This is a genomic window from Mycobacterium sp., assembly GCF_035314905.1.
Classification (GTDB): domain Bacteria; phylum Actinomycetota; class Actinomycetes; order Mycobacteriales; family Mycobacteriaceae; genus Mycobacterium.
Genome location: NZ_DATFYW010000096.1, coordinates 21587 through 38058 on the forward strand (window position 1 = coordinate 21587; position 16472 = coordinate 38058).

A 16472-nucleotide genomic window follows, 5' to 3' on the forward strand; every position below is an offset into this window, starting at 1 on the left:
CGGGGCTCTCGTATTGTGACCCCATGCTCATCGCGGCGGTGCTGTGTCTGTGCGCGGCGGTGGCGTCGGCCGCCTTGGGTGCGCGAGCGTTGGCCCGGCCTGCGCCGGCGGGTGGGGCCCGGCAGGTGTTGCGGGCCGTCGCCCCCACCCAGCTCGCCGCGGCCGTGATGCTCGCCGCGGGCGGAGTCGTGGCGCTGTCCGCCCGCCCGTCACCGGGACTCCTGGTCTTGTGCGTGCTGGGTGCCCTCGCCACGGTGGCGGCCGGTGTGTGGCAGGGCGCCCGCTTCGCGCAGGCGGCCGAGCGCCGCGACGCGGTGGAGTGCGCTCGCTCCGGCCGGCAGGCATGCGCTGACTGCCCTCTGTCGTGTCGCTAGGCCGGTGGCCGCGGCTGCCGATCGATACCTTCGTCCCCCTGCTGCTGGCGACGGTCGGGATCGCGACGCTGTTCCCGGCGCGCGGCGTCATGGCCGACGCGCTGTCAGTCGCCACCAGGATCGCGATCGCGCTGCTGTTCGCACTCTATGGTGCCCGCCTGTCGCCGGGCCAGGCATGGCACGGGGCGCGGCAATGGCGACTGCACCTGATGGTGCTGGCGGTGACGTTCGTGGTGTTTCCGCTGCTCGGGCTCGCCGCACGGGCACTCGTGCCGACGGTGTTGACCCCGGACCTGTACACCGGACTGCTGTTCCTGTGCCTGGTCCCGTCGACCGTGCAGTCGTCGATCGCGTTCACCTCGATCGCGCACGGCAATGTGCCGGCCGCGATGGTGTCCGCGTCGTTGTCCAACATCATCGGGGTTGTGCTGACGCCGTTGCTGGTGGTGGCGTTGATGCAGACCGGCGGAGGCGTCCGTGTGGACGGCTCCGCGATCGTGGACATCGTGCTGCAGCTGCTGGTGCCGTTCTTCGCCGGGCAATTGCTGCGGCCGTGGATCGCCGGCTTCGTCGCCCGGCACACGGTGCTGACCAGGACGGTCGACCGTGGCTCGATCCTGCTGGTGGTGTACACCGCGTTCTCGGTCGGCATGGCCGAACACATCTGGAACAGCGTGACGCCGTGGCGGGTGATCGCGGTCGCCGTGGTCAGCGCCGCCCTACTCGCGGTCGTGCTGCTGCTGACCTATGCGATGGGCCGGTGGGCACACCTTCCGCGGGGCGACGCGATCGTGTTGGTGTTCTGCGGCTCCAAGAAGAGCCTTGCCTCCGGTCTCCCGATGGCTCTGGTGTTGTTCCCGTCGGCCACGGTCGGCCTGATCATGTTGCCGCTGATGCTGTTTCACCAACTGCAGCTGCTGGTGTGCGCGGTGATCGCGGCCAGGCTGTCCCGCGCCGGGGTTAGTTCCGGCTGATGTCGATCGGGTGCGTCGCAAGCATCGACAGCGGCAACGGCTGCCGGCGCAGCACACGCGCCCACAGATCGACCCTCGGTTCTGCGAGTACGTCAGAAGGCAAGGCGGACAATACGATCCAGTCGTCACGCTCGATCTCCCCGTCGAGCTGGCCGATCGTCCAACCGGAGTACCCGGCGAAGATCCGCACCCCTTCGACCAGCGGCGCGATCGAGTCGGGTTCGGCGTCGAGGTCCACCATCACCATCCGGCCCTGCACGTGCCGCAGGCCCGGCACACCGTTCGCGTCGACGCCCACCCGTAGGGTCCCCAGGCACAGCGCCGCATCCCGCTTGACCGGGCCACCGACGAACATGGTCTTCGGCTTGGTGGCCAGCTTGGCCCACTGCGGAAGCACGTTGTAGACCGCGGTTTCGCTGGGGCGGTTGAGCACCACGCCGAGCGTGCCGCCGTCGTTGTGCTCGACGACATAGACCACGCTGCGCCGGAACGTCGGCTCCAGCAGGTCCGTGTTGGCCAACAGCAGCGTGCCGGCCCGCACCCGATGCGCGGTCGGTGCGTACTCCTCTGGATCCTCGGAGTGGGCCACGTCACCATCATGTCACCAGCGCAGCGCAATTGGGGCGTTCGGGCGGTGCATGGCTGAATATTTGTAGTGTGGTGGCCGTTGCCCCTCGCTCCCTTCGCTGCAACAGAAAGTGTTTCCCGTGGTTGACACCCACGTCCCCATGGCCGTCTGGCGGTCCGTGCGGGGCATGCCCGAGTTCGGCCGCCTGCTCGCGGTACGCGTGGCGAGCCAGTTCGGCGACGGGCTGTTTCAGGCCGGGCTGGCGGGTGCGATGCTGTTCAATCCGGACCGCGCCGCCCAACCGTGGGCGATCGCGGCGTCATTCGCGGTGCTTTTCCTGCCCTACTCCCTGGTCGGCCCGTTCGCCGGCGCGCTGCTGGACCGCTGGGACCGTCGCTACGTGCTCGTCGGCGCCAACTGCGCGCGGCTGCTGCTGGTCGCGGCCGTCGGGCTGATGCTGGCCGTCGGCGCAGGCGATTTGCCGGTCCTGGCCGGGGCGCTGATCGTCAACGGGTTCACCAGGTTCGTGACCTCGGGGTTGTCGGCGGCGCTCCCGCACGTGGTGCCGCGCGAGCAGGTGGTGACGATGAACTCGGTGGCAACCGCCGTGGGCGCCGCGGCCACGTTCTTCGGCGCCAACTTCATGTTGGTGCCGCGCTGGCTTTTCGGTGCCGGCGACACCGGCGCTGCCACGGTGATGTTCGTCGTCACCGTGCCGGTGTTGCTGGCGCTGCTCATCGCGCTGCGCTTTCCGCCCCGCAGCCTCGGTCCCGACGACACCGCCCGCACGATCCACGGTTCGGCGGCATACGCGTTGGCCACCGGGTGGCTGCACGGCCTACGGACGGTGAGCAGCACCCCGAGCGTGGCCGGAACGCTCGCCGGCCTGGCCGCTCACCGCGTCGTCTTCGGCATCAACACGCTGCTGATACTCGTGATCGTGCGGCACAGCGCGACGCACGTCGTGGCCGGGTTGGGCATCGCGGTGGTGTTCGTCGCGGTGACCGGCACCGGCTCGTTCCTGGCGACTTTCCTTACCCCGTGGGCCGTGCGGAGGTTCAGTCGGTTCGCGACCGCCAACTGGGCGCTGCTGGCCGCGGCGGCGATCCAGCTGGCCGGCGCGGCGCTGGTGCTGCCGGTGATGCTCGTGTGCGGTTTCCTGCTCGGCGCCGCCGGGCAGGTGGTCAAGCTGTGCGCGGACACCGCGATGCAGATCGACGTCGACGACGCGCTGCGCGGCCACGTGTTCGCGGTGCAGGACTCGCTGTTCTGGGTCTCCTTCGTCGGCGCGATCGCACTGTCGGCGGCGGCCATCCCCGCTGACGGTCGCTCCCCCGCGCTCGTGCTCGTCGGCGCCGCCGTCTACCTGGCGGGCCTCGCGGTGCACACCGTGGTCGGGCTGCGCAGCCCGCCCGGGGCGACAGGTTAAGGTTTTCGCCATGGCCGACGCGGGTCCGATCATCGACGATCTCTGCGCTGAAAGCGACGAGCTCGACGAGCTGGTAGCGCCTCTGGCTGAAAGCGATTGGGCCACCTCGACTCCTGCGGTCGGCTGGACGATCGCCCATCAAGTCGGCCACTTGCTGTGGACCGATCGCGTCGCGTTGACCTCGATCACCGACGAGGCGGCGTTCGGCGAGTTGCTGGCCGCGGCCGCCGCCGACCCGGGCGGCTTCGTCGATGCGGGCGCCGGGGAGCAGGCCCGCAGGCGGCCCGCGGACCTGCTCGAGGACTGGCGTCGCACCCGCCACCGTCTGCACGACGAGCTGCGCGCGGTCGCGCCCGGTCGCAAGCTGCTGTGGTTCGGACCTCCGATGAGCGCCGCGTCGATGGCCACGGCCCGGTTGATGGAGACGTGGGCGCACAGCCTCGACGTAGCCGACGCGCTGGGCGTCCGCAAGCCGCCGAGCGACCGGTTGCGGCCGATCGCGCACCTGGGTGTGCGCACTCGCGACTACGCGTTCGCGGTCAACGGCCTGACACCGCCGGATGAACCGTTCCGCGTCGAGCTGACCGCTCCCGACGGCTCCGGCTGGGAGTGGGGACCGGCCGATGCGGCGCAACGGGTGACCGGCTCCGCCGAGGATTTCTGCTATGCCGTGACCCGGCGCCGGGCACTGGCGAGCCTCGACATCAAGGCCGCCGGCGACGACGCGTCGCGATGGCTGACCATCGCGCAGGCGTTCGCGGGACCTCCCGGCCCGGGGCGGTGAGCACTCAGCTGCCCGACTGCTGCCTGGCGTTCCACCACGACAGCAGCTCGGCCGTGGCGTCCTCCTTGCTGAGCGGGCCGCGGTCCAGCCGCAGCTCCTTGAGGTACCGCCACGCCTCGCCGACCCTGGGGCCGGGCGGAATGCCGAGCGTCGTCATGATCTCGTTGCCGTCGAGGTCCGGACGCACCCGTTGTAGATCTTCTTTCGCGGCCAGTTCGGCGATCCGGTTCTCCAAGTCGTCGTAGTTGGCCTGCAGCCGCGCGGCGCGCCGCCTGTTGCGCGTCGTGCAGTCGGCGCGCACCAGCTTGTGCAGCCGCGGCAGCAGCGGCCCGGCGTCGGTGACGTAGCGTCGCACCGCGGAGTCGGTCCACGTGCCGTCGCCGTAGCCGTGGAAGCGCAGGTGCAGGTACACCAGCTGCGACACGTCGTCGATCATCTGCTTGGGGTACTTCAGCGCCCGCATCCGCTTACGGGCCATCTTGGCGCCGACGACCTCGTGGTGGTGAAAACTCACCCCACCGTCGGGCTCGTGCCTCCGCGTGGCGGGCTTGCCGATGTCGTGCAGAAGCGCCGCCCACCGCAGGACCAGATCGGGCCCGTTGTCCTCGAGGACGATCGCCTGCCGCAGCACCGTCAGCGAATGGCGGTAGACGTCCTTGTGCTGATGGTGCTCGTCGATGGCCAGCCTCATCCCGCCGACCTCTGGCATCACCACATCGCCCATGCCGGTGTCCACCATGAGCTCGATGCCGGCCACCGGGTCGTCGCCCAGCATCAGCTTGTCGAGTTCTGCGGCCACCCGTTCCGCGGTGATCCGGCCCAGCTGCGGCGCCATCGTCTCGATCGCGGAGCGCACCCGCGGCGCCACGGTGAATCCCAGCTGCGAGACAAACCGCGCGGCGCGCAGCATACGCAGCGGATCGTCGCCGAACGACGCCTCCGGGGTCGCAGGCGTGTCGAGCACCCGCTTGCGAATGGCCGCCAGACCGCCCAGCGGGTCGAGGAATTCGCCGGCGCCGTCGGCGGTGATGCGCACGGCCATCGCGTTGACGGTGAAGTCCCGGCGCACCAGGTCCTCGCGCAGGCTCCTGCCGAACCGCACCTGTGGATTGCGCGACACCTGGTCATAGGTGTCCGCGCGGAACGTGGTGATCTCCACCCGATGGTCGTTGCGGGCGGCCCCGACGGTGCCGAACTCGATTCCGGTCTCCCACAGCGCGTCCGCCCATGGCCGCAAGATCTGCTGTACCTGCTCCGGGCGGGTGTCGGTGGCGAAATCGAGGTCGGGCGAAGAGCCGCCGACCCCGCCGAGGCGGCCCAGCACCGCGTCCCGGACGCTGCCGCCCACCAGGTACAGCTCGTGGCCGGCATCGGCGAACAACGCGCCGAGGCCGCGCAGCACGTCGGTGTGCCGGTTGAGCGCGACCGCGGCGGCCGCCAGCAGCTCGGTGTCAGGCACGCTGGACTACCCTAATGCGCACCCACACCGCGACCACCGGCGCGTGGGCCCGGAGTGAAAACTCATGCCAGCTACTATCGCTTGGGTGTCGGACGGCGAACACGGAAAACCGCGACGGCGCCGGGGTCGGCGTCGTGGTCAGCGTGCCACCGCTGCGCTCGACACGAACACCGAGCGGTCCAAGGCCGACAACGCGGCACCCTCGAAGACCAACACGAAGACCAACACGAAGCAGCGGAGCAGCCGCCGCTCACCGGACCGGCTGCGCACCGTGCACGAGACCTCCGCGGGTGGTCTGGTGGTCGACGGGATCGACGGCCCGCGCGGCAGCCAGGTTGCCGCGTTGATCGGGCGGCTCGACCGTCGCGGCCGCACACTGTGGTCGCTGCCGAAGGGCCACATCGAGGTCGGGGAGACGGCCGAACAGACCGCGATCCGCGAGGTGGCCGAAGAAACCGGCATCCGGGGTGACGTGCTGGCCGCGCTCGGCAGCATCGACTACTGGTTCGTCACCGAAGGCCGCCGCGTGCACAAGACGGTGCACCACTTCCTGTTGCGGTTCCTCGGCGGCGAGTTGTCCGACCACGACCTCGAGGTCAGCGAGGTCGCGTGGGTGCCGCTCGAGGAGCTTGCGTCGCGGCTGGCCTACGCCGACGAACGCCGGCTGGCCGAGGTTGCCGGTGAGCTGATCGACACCCTGCACGCCCACGGGCCGACGGCGCTGCCGCCGCTGCCGCACAGCGCGCCGCGGCGACGCCCGCAGACACATTCACACACACGCCGACGGCGGCCCGACGAGCCCTCGTCCGGCCGGACGAACGGTCGCGGACCGGGACAGTGACTGCGCGGCGGGCCGGCCTCGCCGTGCGGCTCATCGCCGCCGCGGCGCTGACGCTGGTGGGCGCCGTCACACCTGAGGCGGCGGCCGGGGAGCCCGGCGACGTGCCGTTCCTCCAGGTCCGCGTCGACCGCGTCACACCCGAGATCGTCACCACCGGCAGCGAGGCAACGGTGACCGTCGCGGGCACCGTCACCAATGTCGGCGACCGCCCGGTGCATGACATCGTGGTCCGCCTCGAGCGAGCCGCGGCAGTCACGTCGTCGGCGGGCTTGCGGACCAACCTCGACGGTCGCAAAGACCAGTACCAGGCGGTCGGCGCGTTCGTGTCGGTTGTCCCGGAGCTCGACCAGGGCCAGGCGGGGGCGTTCACGCTGACCTACCCGCTGCGTTCGCAGGCCGAGCCGTCGCTGGGCATCGACCAGCCGGGCGTATACCCGCTGCTGGTCAACGTCAACGGCACGCCGGATTACGGCGACGCGGCGCGCCTCGACGACGCGCGGTTCCTGCTGCCCGTTCTCGGCGTCCCTCCGGACACGGCCGCGCAACCGGCCGGGGCACTGAACGGGGTCGTCGCGCCCGACACGTCCAGGCCCGTCCAGATCACGATGCTGTGGCCGCTGGCCGACCGGCCCCGGCTGGCGGCCGGCGGGGCCGGCGGCGTCACGCCCGTCCGCCTCACCGACGACGAGCTCGCGGCATCGCTGGCACCCGGCGGCCGGCTCGACACACTGCTGTCGTCCGCGGATTTCGCGACCGGGTCCGCGGTGGACCCCGGCGGCGACATGACCAAAGCCCTGTGTCTGGCGGTGGATCCGGACCTGCTCGTCACCGTCAACGCGATGGCGGGTGGCTACGTCGTCGCCGACAACCCCGCCGACCGCAATTCACCGACGCATCCCGGCGCCGGTCAGGCCGCGGCTGCGGCATGGCTCGACCGGCTGCGCGCGCTGGCGCGACGCATGTGCGTGGCGCCTGTCAACTACGCGCAGGCCGACCTGGACGCGCTGCACCGCATCGGTGACCCCGGCCTGTCCGGGATTGCCACCAACGGCGCCGGCGACATCGTCGACAACATCCTCGGGGTCACCTCCACGCGCGGCGCTACGCTGCTCGGCGACGGGCCGCTGACCCTGGCCGCCGCCGACCTCTTGACGGCGGAAGGCGACACCGTCGCGATCGCCGCCGCCGCGTGCTCGGCGCAGGATTCGGCCAGCAAGCCGGAGACCGCCAACGTGACCCCGCGCCGGCTGTCCCCGCAGCTGGTGACGGCACCGTTCGATCCGACGGTCGGCGCGGCGCTGGCCGCCGCGGGCAGCGCTCCGACCTCGCCGTCATACCTCGACCGCACGCTGACCGTCCCGCTCGAGCACGACTCGGCGACCGCGCGCCGTCAGGACGCACTGTCGGCGATGCTGTGGCTGGGGCTGAATCCTGACACCGCGCCCCGCACGCAGATCGTGATGCCCCCGCTGATGTGGGACCTGCAGCCCACCGACGCACAGTCGTTCATGACCACCCTGGCCACCAGCATCCACGCCGGCCTGACGGTGGCGCGGCCCCTGACCGCGGTGATCGCCGACGCGCGGGGCACCGCCGCCCCGGGGCCGGTGCCGTCCCCGGCGGATGGCGACGCAACCCCCGGCCGCATCGACGATTCGGTAACCGCCGACATCGCCGGCAACGTCGGTCGGCTGTGGGGCCTGACCGCGGCGCTGACCACCGACGAGCGCACCGGGATGACGGGCACCCAGTACACCGCGCCGCTCCGCGAGGACATGCTGCGCGCCCTGAGCCAGTCGGAGCCGCCGGACACCCGCAACGGGCTGGCCGGCGCGCGGCTGGCCGCCGTGGACACCACGATCAACGACATGTTCGGGGCGGTGACGGTGGTCAACCCGGGCGGATCGTACACCCTGGCCACGGAGCACAGCCCATTGCCGCTGGCGCTGCGCAACAACCTGGCGGTGCCGATCCGGGTGCGCCTTCAGGTCGATACGCCGCCGGGGATGACAGTGACCGACATGGGCGTGATCGAGCTGCCACCCGGATATCTGCCGCTGCGGGTACCGGTGGAAGTGCACTTCACCCATCGGGTCGCTGTTGACGCGGGGCTGCGCACGCCCGACGGGCTCCCGCTGGGCGAGTCGGTGCGGCTGTCGGTGCACTCCAACGCCTACGGCCAGGTGCTGTTCTTCATCACGCTGACGGCCGCCGCGGTGCTGGTCCTTCTGACCGGCCGGCGGCTGTGGCATCGGTTCCGCGGTCAGCCCGACCCCGCGGACCTCGACCGCCCGGAACCCGAATGACCACCGGTGGCTGGCACCCCGCCGGGCAACCCGCCCACCCCCGGCGGTATCCCCGGCCGCCGGCTGTCCCCCGGCGGCCGGTCGCTCCGCCGGCCGGCGCCCGACAAGCCGCGCCGCCGCCAGCACCCCGCGCCGCCCCGCGAGCCGCCCCGCCCGTCGAGTCGAAACGCGCCGAACTGACCGACGCCGCGGTGGTGTCGCGGTCGTGGGGCATGGCTTTCGCGACGCTGATCAGCCGCATCACCGGGTTCATCCGCATCGTGTTGCTGGCCGCGATCCTCGGTGCCGCGCTGTCGAGCGCGTTCTCGGTGGCCAATCAGCTGCCGAACCTGGTTGCGGCGCTGGTGCTGGAGGCCACGTTCACCGCGATCTTCGTGCCCGTGCTGGCCCGCGCCGAACGCGACGACGCCGACGGTGGTGCCGCGTTCGTCCGGCGACTGGTCACGCTGTCCACCGCGCTGCTCGTGGTCGCGACCACGCTTTCGGTGGCCGCCGCGCCGCTGCTGGTGAGATTGATGCTCGGCGGCCAACCCCAGGTCAACGAACACCTCACCACCGCGTTCGCCTACCTGCTGTTACCGCAGGTGATCTTCTACGGGCTCTCGTCGGTATTCATGGCAATCTTGAACACCCGCAACGTCTTTGGCGCGCCCGCTTGGGCCCCGGTAGTTAACAACGTGGTGGCCATCGCTACACTCGGATTGTATCTCGTTGTGCCGGGCGAACTTTCGGTCGACCCGGTAAAGATGGGTAACGCCAAGTTACTGGTCCTCGGCATCGGGACGACGCTAGGGGTGGCGGCTCAGACCGCAGTGCTGCTGATCGCTATCGCCAGGCAGCGCATCGGCCTTCGTCCCTTGTGGGGAATCGATGACCGGCTCAGGCAATTCGGCGCGATGGCCGCGGCCATGGTGCTGTATGTGCTGATCAGCCAGCTCGGTCTGGTAGTGGGCAACCAGATCGCCAGCGGGGCGGCGGCGTCGGGGCCGGCGATCTACAACTACACGTGGCTGGTGCTGATGCTGCCGTTCGGGATGATCGGCGTGACGGTACTGACCGTGGTGATGCCCCGGCTGAGCCGCAACGCCGCCGCCGACGACATTCCCGCTGTCATCGACGACCTGTCGCTGGCGATCCGCCTGACCATGGTCACGTTGATCCCGATCGTGGCGTTCATGACCGTCGGCGGCAAGGCGATCGGCACCGCGCTGTTCGCCTACGGCAAGTTCGGCGAGGTTGACGCCGGGTATCTGGGCAGCGCCATCGCCCTGTCGGCGTTCACGCTGATCCCCTACGCACTGGTGCTGCTGCAGCTGAGGGTCTTCTACGCCCGTCAGCAGCCGTGGACACCGATCGTGATCATCGTCGTGATCACCGCGGTCAAGATCGCCGCGTCGCTGGTTGTGCCGCATGTCATCGCCGACCACCAGCTGGTCGCGGGGTACCTCGGCCTCGCCAACGGCCTGGGTTTTTTGGCCGGGGCCGTCGTCGGCTACCTGCTGCTGCGACCGGCGCTGAACCCGCCGCGCGGGCAACTGGTCACTACGGTGGTGCTGCGCACCGTGCTGGTCACGATCGCGGCCTCGCTGCTGGCCGGCCTCGTCGCCTACCTGGTCGACCGTGGGCTGGGGCTGCAGACGCTGACCAGCGCTGCGGGCGGCGTGGGCTCGCTGCTGCGGCTGCTGGTGCTCGGGCTGATCATGGCGCCGATCATCGCCGCCGTCATGCTCGGTGCGAGGGTGCCGGAAGCGCAGGCGGCGGTGGCCGCCGTCCGTGCGCGGCTGGGCCCGCGCCGGCCGGCGCCGGTTCGCGCAACTGCGGTTTCGGACCGGCCAGGCCCGGCTACCTCGTACCCTGAACACAAGCTTCCGGTCACGCCGCGGCCAGGTTCGAACTACCCGCGGCCCGGGCCGGTAGCCGCCGGAGCCCACGCGCGGGAAGGGAGGGCGGTGACCGACGAAACTTCGGGCGGCGCGCCGTCCGACGCGACCACCCGGTTGACGCGCCCGCCCGCCGACGAATTCCAACCCGACGTGCCGCCCGAGCCTCCGGTCGACGCCCCTCGCCTGCCTCCGCAGCGCAGCCGCCCGCCGGGCGATTTCGCCGGCGATCCGACCCGGGAGGCGATGGGCTTTGCGGTGCCCCGCGAGACCGCGGACTCCTCGCGGTCGGACCGGGTCCACCTCATCCCGGGCGCCAGCATCGCCGACGGCCGCTACCGCCTGCTCGTGTCACACGGCGGTCCGGACGGGCTGCAGTTCTGGCAGGCGCTCGACACCGCACTGGACCGGCAGGTGGCGTTGACGTTCGTCGACCCGGCGGGCGCACTGCCCGCCGAGGAGGTGCAGGAGATCCTCTCCAGGACGCTGCGGCTGAGCCGGATCGACATGCCGGGCATCGCGCGCGTCCTCGACGTGGCGCGCAGCGGCGCCGGCGGCCTGGTGGTGGCGGAGTGGATCCGTGGAGGATCCCTGCAGGAGGTCGCCGACACGTCGCCGTCGCCGATCGGCGGTGCCCGCGCGATGCAGTCGTTGGCCGCGGCGGCCGAGGCCGCGCACCGCGCCGGGGTGTCGATGTCGATCGACCATCCCAGCCGGGTTCGGGTCAGCATCGAGGGCGACGTCGCGTTGGCGTTCCCGGCGACGACACCCCACGCCACACCCGAAGACGACATCCGCGGCATCGGGGCGGCGTTGTACACGCTGCTGGTCAACCGCTGGCCGCTGCCCGAGTCCGGCGTGCCCAGCGGACTGGCCCCCGCCGAACTCGACGCCGAAGGCAACCCGAGAGAACCCAGGGCGATCAGGCCGGACATCCCTTTCCAGATCTCGGCCGCCGCCGCCCATTCCGTCCAGAACGACGGCGGGATACGCAGCGCGTCAACACTTCTGAACCTGCTGAAGCAGGCCACCGCGGAAGCGGACCGCACCGAGGTGATCTCACCGGTCGACCAACCGCCCGCTCCCCGGCGCCCGTCCCGGTTCCGCGGCGCCGACTTCGGTGGGCAGGGCCGTGTCGACGAGGAGACCCGCGCCCGGCGCCGCAAGGGCCTGCTCGCGGGTCTCGCAGTCGGCGGAGCCATCATCGTGGTCGCGTTGCTCGTCTTGGCGTGGGCGCTCAAGGGCGTGTTCGGCGACGTCGGCAACGGCACCATCAACGCGCCCGCGATCGGAGCGAACGTACCCGGCAGCGGCTCGAGCCAGGCGGCACCGGCCAAGTTCGTCAAACCCCTTAAGGCGACTGTCTTTTCGCCGGGAGGCGGCGCGGACAACCCAGACAAGGCCAACCTGGCCATCGACGGCGACCCGTCTACCGGGTGGCCGACCGACACATACCACGACGCCGTCCCGTTCCCGAACTTCAAGAATGGTGTCGGTTTGCTGCTCGAGCTTCCAAGACCGACTGTGCTCAGCGCGGTCAACGTCAACTTGTCCAGCACCGGCACCGAGATACAGATCCGCTCGTCGCAAAGTGCCACCCCGTCCGCACTCTCCGACACCACCGAAATGACGCCACCAACCCCGGTGCAGCCCGGCAACAACCACATCCCTGTCAACAACGCCGCACCGACGTCGGACGTGCTGGTATGGATCAGCAAGCTGGGGACCACCAACGGCGAGAGCCGAACGGACCTCTACGAGATCACGCTCGAGGGCACGTCCTGACGCCGCCCGCGCCCCCGCGGCAGGCGGGCAACCGGGTCACCGGCTTCGCCGGAGCCGATCACCGCGCCCGTCGCCCCGCGGTCAAGGCCGGCGCGATGGCAGGCGTCGCCGCCGCGGTGATCGCGGCCGGCCTCGGCACCGCGATGCTTCTTCAGCCGCCGTTCCCCACCCCCGCGGCCGCGACCGGACCCACCGCGCAGCGAATCACCGTCTTGACGGCGTCACCGACGGTGCCGCTGTCTGGCCCGCAGATCGTCCGCCTGCTCGGGCAGCGCCCGGATCTCGGCGTCTTCAGCGACGCCCGGCGCCGCGCGTCATGTCTCAACGGGCTGGGGTACCCGGCATCGGCAACGGTGCTCGGCGGCGAACCGATCGACACCGACGGCCGCGCCGGGGTGCTGCTCGTGCTGGCCGGCGACACGCCGCAGGACTTGGCCGTGCTGGTCGTGCCGCCGAACTGCAACTCGGCCGACACCGGGTTGATCGCCGACACCCGAATCCGGCGGCCATAGCGGTCGCCCCGCTCCGTCGGGAACAGCTCCGCCTACCCTGGTGTTTATAGGACGCCGGCGCGCGTCGTTCGCCCCGTGGCAGAAAGGCTGGCATGAGCTCTCCATCCACCGTCCACGACGTGATCGTTATCGGGTCGGGTCCGGCCGGCTACACAGCGGCGATCTACGCCGCGCGCGCCCAGCTTGCACCCCTTGTCTTCGAGGGCAGCCAGTTCGGCGGCGCGCTGATGACCACCACCGAGGTGGAGAACTTCCCGGGTTTTCGCGACGGCATCACCGGTCCCGAACTGATGGACGAAATGCGCGAACAGGCGCTTCGCTTCGGGGCCGACCTGCGCATGGAGGACGTCGAGGAGATGTCGCTGACGGGGTCGATCAAGGCGGTCACCGTGGGCGGCGAGGCCCACAGGGCGCGCGCCGTGATCCTGGCGATGGGCGCCGCCGCCCGCTACCTCGGCGTTCCGGGGGAGGCCGACCTGCTCGGCCGCGGTGTCAGCTCGTGCGCCACCTGCGACGGTTTCTTCTTCCGCGACCAGGACATCGCGGTGGTCGGGGGAGGTGACTCGGCGATGGAGGAGGCCACGTTCCTCACCCGCTTCGCCCGCACCGTCACGATCGTGCACCGTCGCGAGGAGTTCCGGGCATCGAAGATCATGCTCAACCGCGCCCGGGCCAACGACAAGATTCGGTTCCTCACCAACGAGGTGGTGACCGCGGTGGAGGGCGGGACCAGCGTCACCGGCCTGCGCCTGCGCGACACCGTGACGGGCGGGGAAACCACCCTGGCGGTCACCGGGGTCTTCGTCGCGATTGGCCACGATCCACGCTCCGGCCTGGTGCGCGGGCAGGTCGACATGGACCCCGACGGCTACGTGCTGACACGTGGGCGCAGCACCCACACGTCGGTCGACGGCGTGTTCGCGGCCGGGGATCTCGTCGACCGCACGTACCGCCAGGCCGTGACCGCCGCAGGCACCGGATGCTCGGCCGCGATCGACGCCGAACGGTGGCTTGCCGAGAACGCCGATGCCGACATCACCGACAACCTGATAGGAGCCCCGCTGTGACAGGAACCGACAAAGCCGGCGTGACCGTCGCGGTCACCGACGATTCGTTCGCCGAAGACGTACTGACCAACGACAGGCCCGTGCTGGTGGACTTCTGGGCCACCTGGTGCGGTCCCTGCAAGATGGTGGCGCCGGTGCTGGAGGAGATCGCCACCGAGAAGGCCGAGCAGCTGGTCGTCGCCAAGATCGACGTCGACGCCAACCCGGCGACCGCGCGCGATTTCCAAGTGATCTCGATCCCGACGATGATCCTGTTCAAGGGCGGCGAGGCCGTGAAGCGGATAGTCGGCGCCAAGGGGAAGGCAGCGCTGCTGCGAGAACTGGAGGAAATCCTGTAGACCGGGCGGGGCCGCCTGGCGTTTTCCCGATTTTGGGAAGAGTCTGCGAAAATACTGGCTAGCTTGTCTTGCGATCGCCTGTTGTAGCCCGCGCTGGGTACACGCAGTGCGACGACCGTGACCGAAGGGCCCTGGCATGTCGATTCTGCGCCGCGGAGACCGTAGCAGTGCGGTCACGGAGATCCGCGCGGCGTTGGCGGCCCTGGGGCTGATCGATGACCCCGACTCGGATCTGACCACCGGCAGACATGCGGTGCCCGATCTGTTCGACGCGGACCTCGATGAGGCGGTGCGGGCCTTCCAGCAGCACCGCGGCCTGTTGGTCGACGGCATCGTGGGCGAGGCCACCTACCGCGCCCTCAAAGAAGCCTCCTACCGGCTGGGTGCCCGCATCCTCCATCACCAGTTCGGCGCCCCGATGTACGGCGACGACGTCGCCTCGCTGCAGGCCCGGCTGCAGGACCTGGGCTTCTACACCGGCCTGGTGGACGGCTATTTCGGCCTGACCACCCACAACGCGCTGATGTCCTACCAGCGCGAGTACGGGCTCAACCCCGACGGTATCTGCGGCCCGGAAACGTTGCGCTCCTTGTATTTTCTGGGTTCGCGCGTCACCGGCGGCTCACCACACGCGATCCGCGAAGAAGAGCTGGTACGGCGGTCGGGACCTCGGCTGTCGGGTAAGCGGATCATCATCGATCCGGGCCGTGGCGGTTCCGACCACGGCCTGATCACACAGGGACCGGCGGGTCCGATCAGTGAATCAGACATTTTGTGGGACTTGGGAATGCGCCTCGAGGGGCGGATGACCGCGATCGGGATGGAGACGTTCCTGTCGCGGCCGGCCGGTCGAAGCCCGTCGGACACCGACCGTGCTGCGACCGCGAATTCCGTTGGCGCGGACCTGATGATCAGCCTGCGCTGCGCCACCCAGCCCAGCCCCCTGCCCAACGGCGTCGCATCGTTCTTCTTCGGCAATTCGCACGGATCAGTCTCCACGATCGGCCGGAATCTCGCCGACTTCGTCCAGCGAGAAGTGGTGGCACGCACCGGATTACAGGACTGCCGCACCCACGGCCGCACGTGGGATCTGCTGCGGCTGACCCGCATGCCCACGGTGCAGGTCGACATCGGCTACATCACCAACCCCCGCGACCGCGGCATGTTGGTGACCACCCAGACTCGCGATTCGATCGCCGAGGGCATCCTCGCTGCGGTGAAGCGGCTATACCTGCTGGGCAAGAACGACCGCCCCACAGGAACTTTCACCTTCGCCGAGCTGCTCGCCCACGAGCTGTCCGTGGAGCAGGCCGGTCGGCTCAGTCCCTGACACCCCCGCCCGAGCACGAGCCGGCGCCAACCGGCTCCAGGCGCGCGCTCTGCAGCAGCCGCTCCAGTGCCGCCTCGACCTCGGCCTTCCATCCCAGTCCCTGGGTGAGTTCGAGTCGCAGCCGCGGGAAGTATCTGTGCGCCGCGATCACCGTGAACCCCACGCCGATGAGGAAGTCGGCGTCGATCATGCATTGGTCGAAGGAACAGTCCCCGAACGGCTCCACCACCGCGCGGACGTCGGGTGGCGGGGTGCGGATGCCGATCAGCTCCCGCTCGGCCTCCCGCGTGCGGCCGAACGCCTCGAGCGCCCGGGCACCGCGGCGAACGAGGTCGGCGACGGCCTGGGCGATGAGATTCCTCGGGAGGTTCTCGGCGTGCCCGGGTTCCACCCCCATCGTGGTCAGCAGCACCGCGTCCGGGCTGACGGGCTTGGTGGGAAAGCACCCGGCCCGCGGCACGGCGCCCGGCGGGGCGTACAGCGCGTACCCGATGCACGGCGCCTCGGTGATCGCATCGGCGTCCTCATGGCCGGCGGGTGCCGGAATCGCGATCTGCCCGCATGATCCCCACTCCAGCGTGACCATCGACAGCCACGCTTCCTTCTCGAACTCGGGATCGGCGAGATGATCCCCGCCCCTGAATTCCCGGGGGTCGACTTCCCAGAAGACGCAGCGGCGCGCGTGCTTGGGAAGCTGCTCGAAATACTCGAGCCGCAACGGCGTGATTCGTGCCGACACTAGATTCTCGGGCCTCCATGCGGTGCTGATGCCAGCAGCAGCCACTCCAGGATAGGAGAGGTCGGCCCTTCCGGGCCAGTTTCTGA

General features: G+C 70.3%; 14 protein-coding genes. 11 read left to right on the forward strand and 3 right to left on the reverse strand.

Translation table 11 applies throughout. The features are described 5' to 3' along the window. Window positions 1-23: 23 nt before the first annotated feature. A complete protein-coding gene (locus tag VKG81_RS07535; protein WP_324395208.1) occupies window positions 24-374 on the forward strand; it encodes a hypothetical protein in 351 nt (116 codons plus the stop codon). Next, entirely contained in the window at window positions 365-1348 is a 984-nt protein-coding gene (locus VKG81_RS07540; protein WP_324395209.1) for a bile acid:sodium symporter family protein, read from the forward strand. The genes VKG81_RS07535 and VKG81_RS07540 overlap by 10 nt, the downstream gene beginning before the upstream one ends. Here VKG81_RS07540 and VKG81_RS07545 read toward each other — a convergent pair. Next, window positions 1335-1937, reverse strand: coding sequence for a YqgE/AlgH family protein (locus tag VKG81_RS07545; RefSeq protein WP_324395210.1), 603 nt, complete (start codon window positions 1935-1937; stop codon window positions 1335-1337). The genes VKG81_RS07540 and VKG81_RS07545 overlap by 14 nt on opposite strands. Window positions 1938-2076: 139 nt before the next feature. Here VKG81_RS07545 and VKG81_RS07550 point away from each other — a divergent pair, with 139 nt between their 5' ends. Together VKG81_RS07550 and VKG81_RS07555 are read left to right on the forward strand one after the other, a co-directional pair. Continuing rightward, window positions 2077-3345 carry an MFS transporter gene (locus tag VKG81_RS07550; protein WP_324395211.1) on the forward strand — a complete coding sequence of 423 codons (1269 nt, stop codon included), beginning with the start codon at window positions 2077-2079 and terminating at the stop codon, window positions 3343-3345. A 10-nt stretch (window positions 3346-3355) separates the two neighbouring features. After that, window positions 3356-4129 carry a TIGR03084 family metal-binding protein gene (locus VKG81_RS07555; protein WP_324395212.1) on the forward strand — a complete coding sequence of 258 codons (774 nt, stop codon included), beginning with the start codon at window positions 3356-3358 and terminating at the stop codon, window positions 4127-4129. 4 nt (window positions 4130-4133) lie between these two features. On the opposite strand, the gene VKG81_RS07560 is transcribed toward VKG81_RS07555, so the two are convergent. Continuing rightward, complete coding sequence (locus tag VKG81_RS07560; RefSeq protein ID WP_324395213.1) at window positions 4134-5588, reverse strand: CCA tRNA nucleotidyltransferase; 1455 nt, start codon at window positions 5586-5588, stop codon at window positions 4134-4136. Between the two features lie 85 nt (window positions 5589-5673). Between VKG81_RS07560 and VKG81_RS07565 the strand changes: the two genes are divergently transcribed. The 7 genes from VKG81_RS07565 to VKG81_RS07595 all read left to right on the forward strand — a co-directional run bounded on the left by VKG81_RS07565 (window position 5674) and on the right by VKG81_RS07595 (window position 15647). Beyond that, the gene (locus tag VKG81_RS07565; protein WP_324395214.1) at window positions 5674-6429 is read left to right on the forward strand and encodes an NUDIX hydrolase; all 756 of its coding nucleotides are present in this window, start codon (window positions 5674-5676) and stop codon (window positions 6427-6429) included. Continuing rightward, complete coding sequence (locus tag VKG81_RS07570) at window positions 6426-8735, forward strand: hypothetical protein (RefSeq protein WP_324395215.1); 2310 nt, start codon at window positions 6426-6428, stop codon at window positions 8733-8735. The genes VKG81_RS07565 and VKG81_RS07570 overlap by 4 nt, the downstream gene beginning before the upstream one ends. After that, window positions 8732-12400: a murein biosynthesis integral membrane protein MurJ gene (gene murJ / locus VKG81_RS07575; protein ID WP_324395216.1), complete on the forward strand. Its 3669-nt coding sequence runs from the start codon at window positions 8732-8734 to the stop codon at window positions 12398-12400. The genes VKG81_RS07570 and murJ overlap by 4 nt, the downstream gene beginning before the upstream one ends. Window positions 12401-12495: 95 nt before the next feature. Then, complete coding sequence (locus VKG81_RS07580) at window positions 12496-12912, forward strand: hypothetical protein (protein ID WP_324395217.1); 417 nt, start codon at window positions 12496-12498, stop codon at window positions 12910-12912. 92 nt (window positions 12913-13004) lie between these two features. Further along, window positions 13005-13979: a thioredoxin-disulfide reductase gene (trxB, locus tag VKG81_RS07585; RefSeq protein WP_324395218.1), complete on the forward strand. Its 975-nt coding sequence runs from the start codon at window positions 13005-13007 to the stop codon at window positions 13977-13979. 20 nt (window positions 13980-13999) lie between these two features. Further along, the gene (gene trxA, locus VKG81_RS07590; protein ID WP_414685194.1) at window positions 14000-14317 is read left to right on the forward strand and encodes a thioredoxin; all 318 of its coding nucleotides are present in this window, start codon (window positions 14000-14002) and stop codon (window positions 14315-14317) included. A gap of 136 nt (window positions 14318-14453) precedes the next feature. Continuing rightward, the gene (locus VKG81_RS07595) at window positions 14454-15647 is read left to right on the forward strand and encodes an N-acetylmuramoyl-L-alanine amidase (RefSeq protein WP_324395220.1); all 1194 of its coding nucleotides are present in this window, start codon (window positions 14454-14456) and stop codon (window positions 15645-15647) included. Here the strand turns inward: VKG81_RS07595 and VKG81_RS07600 are convergent. Beyond that, the gene (locus VKG81_RS07600) at window positions 15637-16386 is read right to left on the reverse strand and encodes an acetyltransferase (protein ID WP_324395221.1); all 750 of its coding nucleotides are present in this window, start codon (window positions 16384-16386) and stop codon (window positions 15637-15639) included. The genes VKG81_RS07595 and VKG81_RS07600 overlap by 11 nt on opposite strands. Window positions 16387-16472 lie beyond the last annotated feature (86 nt).

Bases quoted from the DNA above. Each gene is read 5' to 3' on its own strand.
- VKG81_RS07535 (WP_324395208.1), top strand. From the start codon at position 24: ATGCTCATCGCGGCGGTGCTGTGTCTGTGCGCGGCGGTGGCGTCGGCC.
- VKG81_RS07550 (WP_324395211.1), top strand. From the start codon at position 2,077: ATGGCCGTCTGGCGGTCCGTGCGGGGCATGCCCGAGTTCGGCCGCCTG.
- VKG81_RS07555 (WP_324395212.1), top strand. From the start codon at position 3,356: ATGGCCGACGCGGGTCCGATCATCGACGATCTCTGCGCTGAAAGCGAC.
- murJ (WP_324395216.1), top strand. From the start codon at position 8,732: ATGACCACCGGTGGCTGGCACCCCGCCGGGCAACCCGCCCACCCCCGG.
- VKG81_RS07580 (WP_324395217.1), top strand. From the start codon at position 12,496: ATGGCAGGCGTCGCCGCCGCGGTGATCGCGGCCGGCCTCGGCACCGCG.
- trxB (WP_324395218.1), top strand. From the start codon at position 13,005: ATGAGCTCTCCATCCACCGTCCACGACGTGATCGTTATCGGGTCGGGT.
- VKG81_RS07595 (WP_324395220.1), top strand. From the start codon at position 14,454: ATGTCGATTCTGCGCCGCGGAGACCGTAGCAGTGCGGTCACGGAGATC.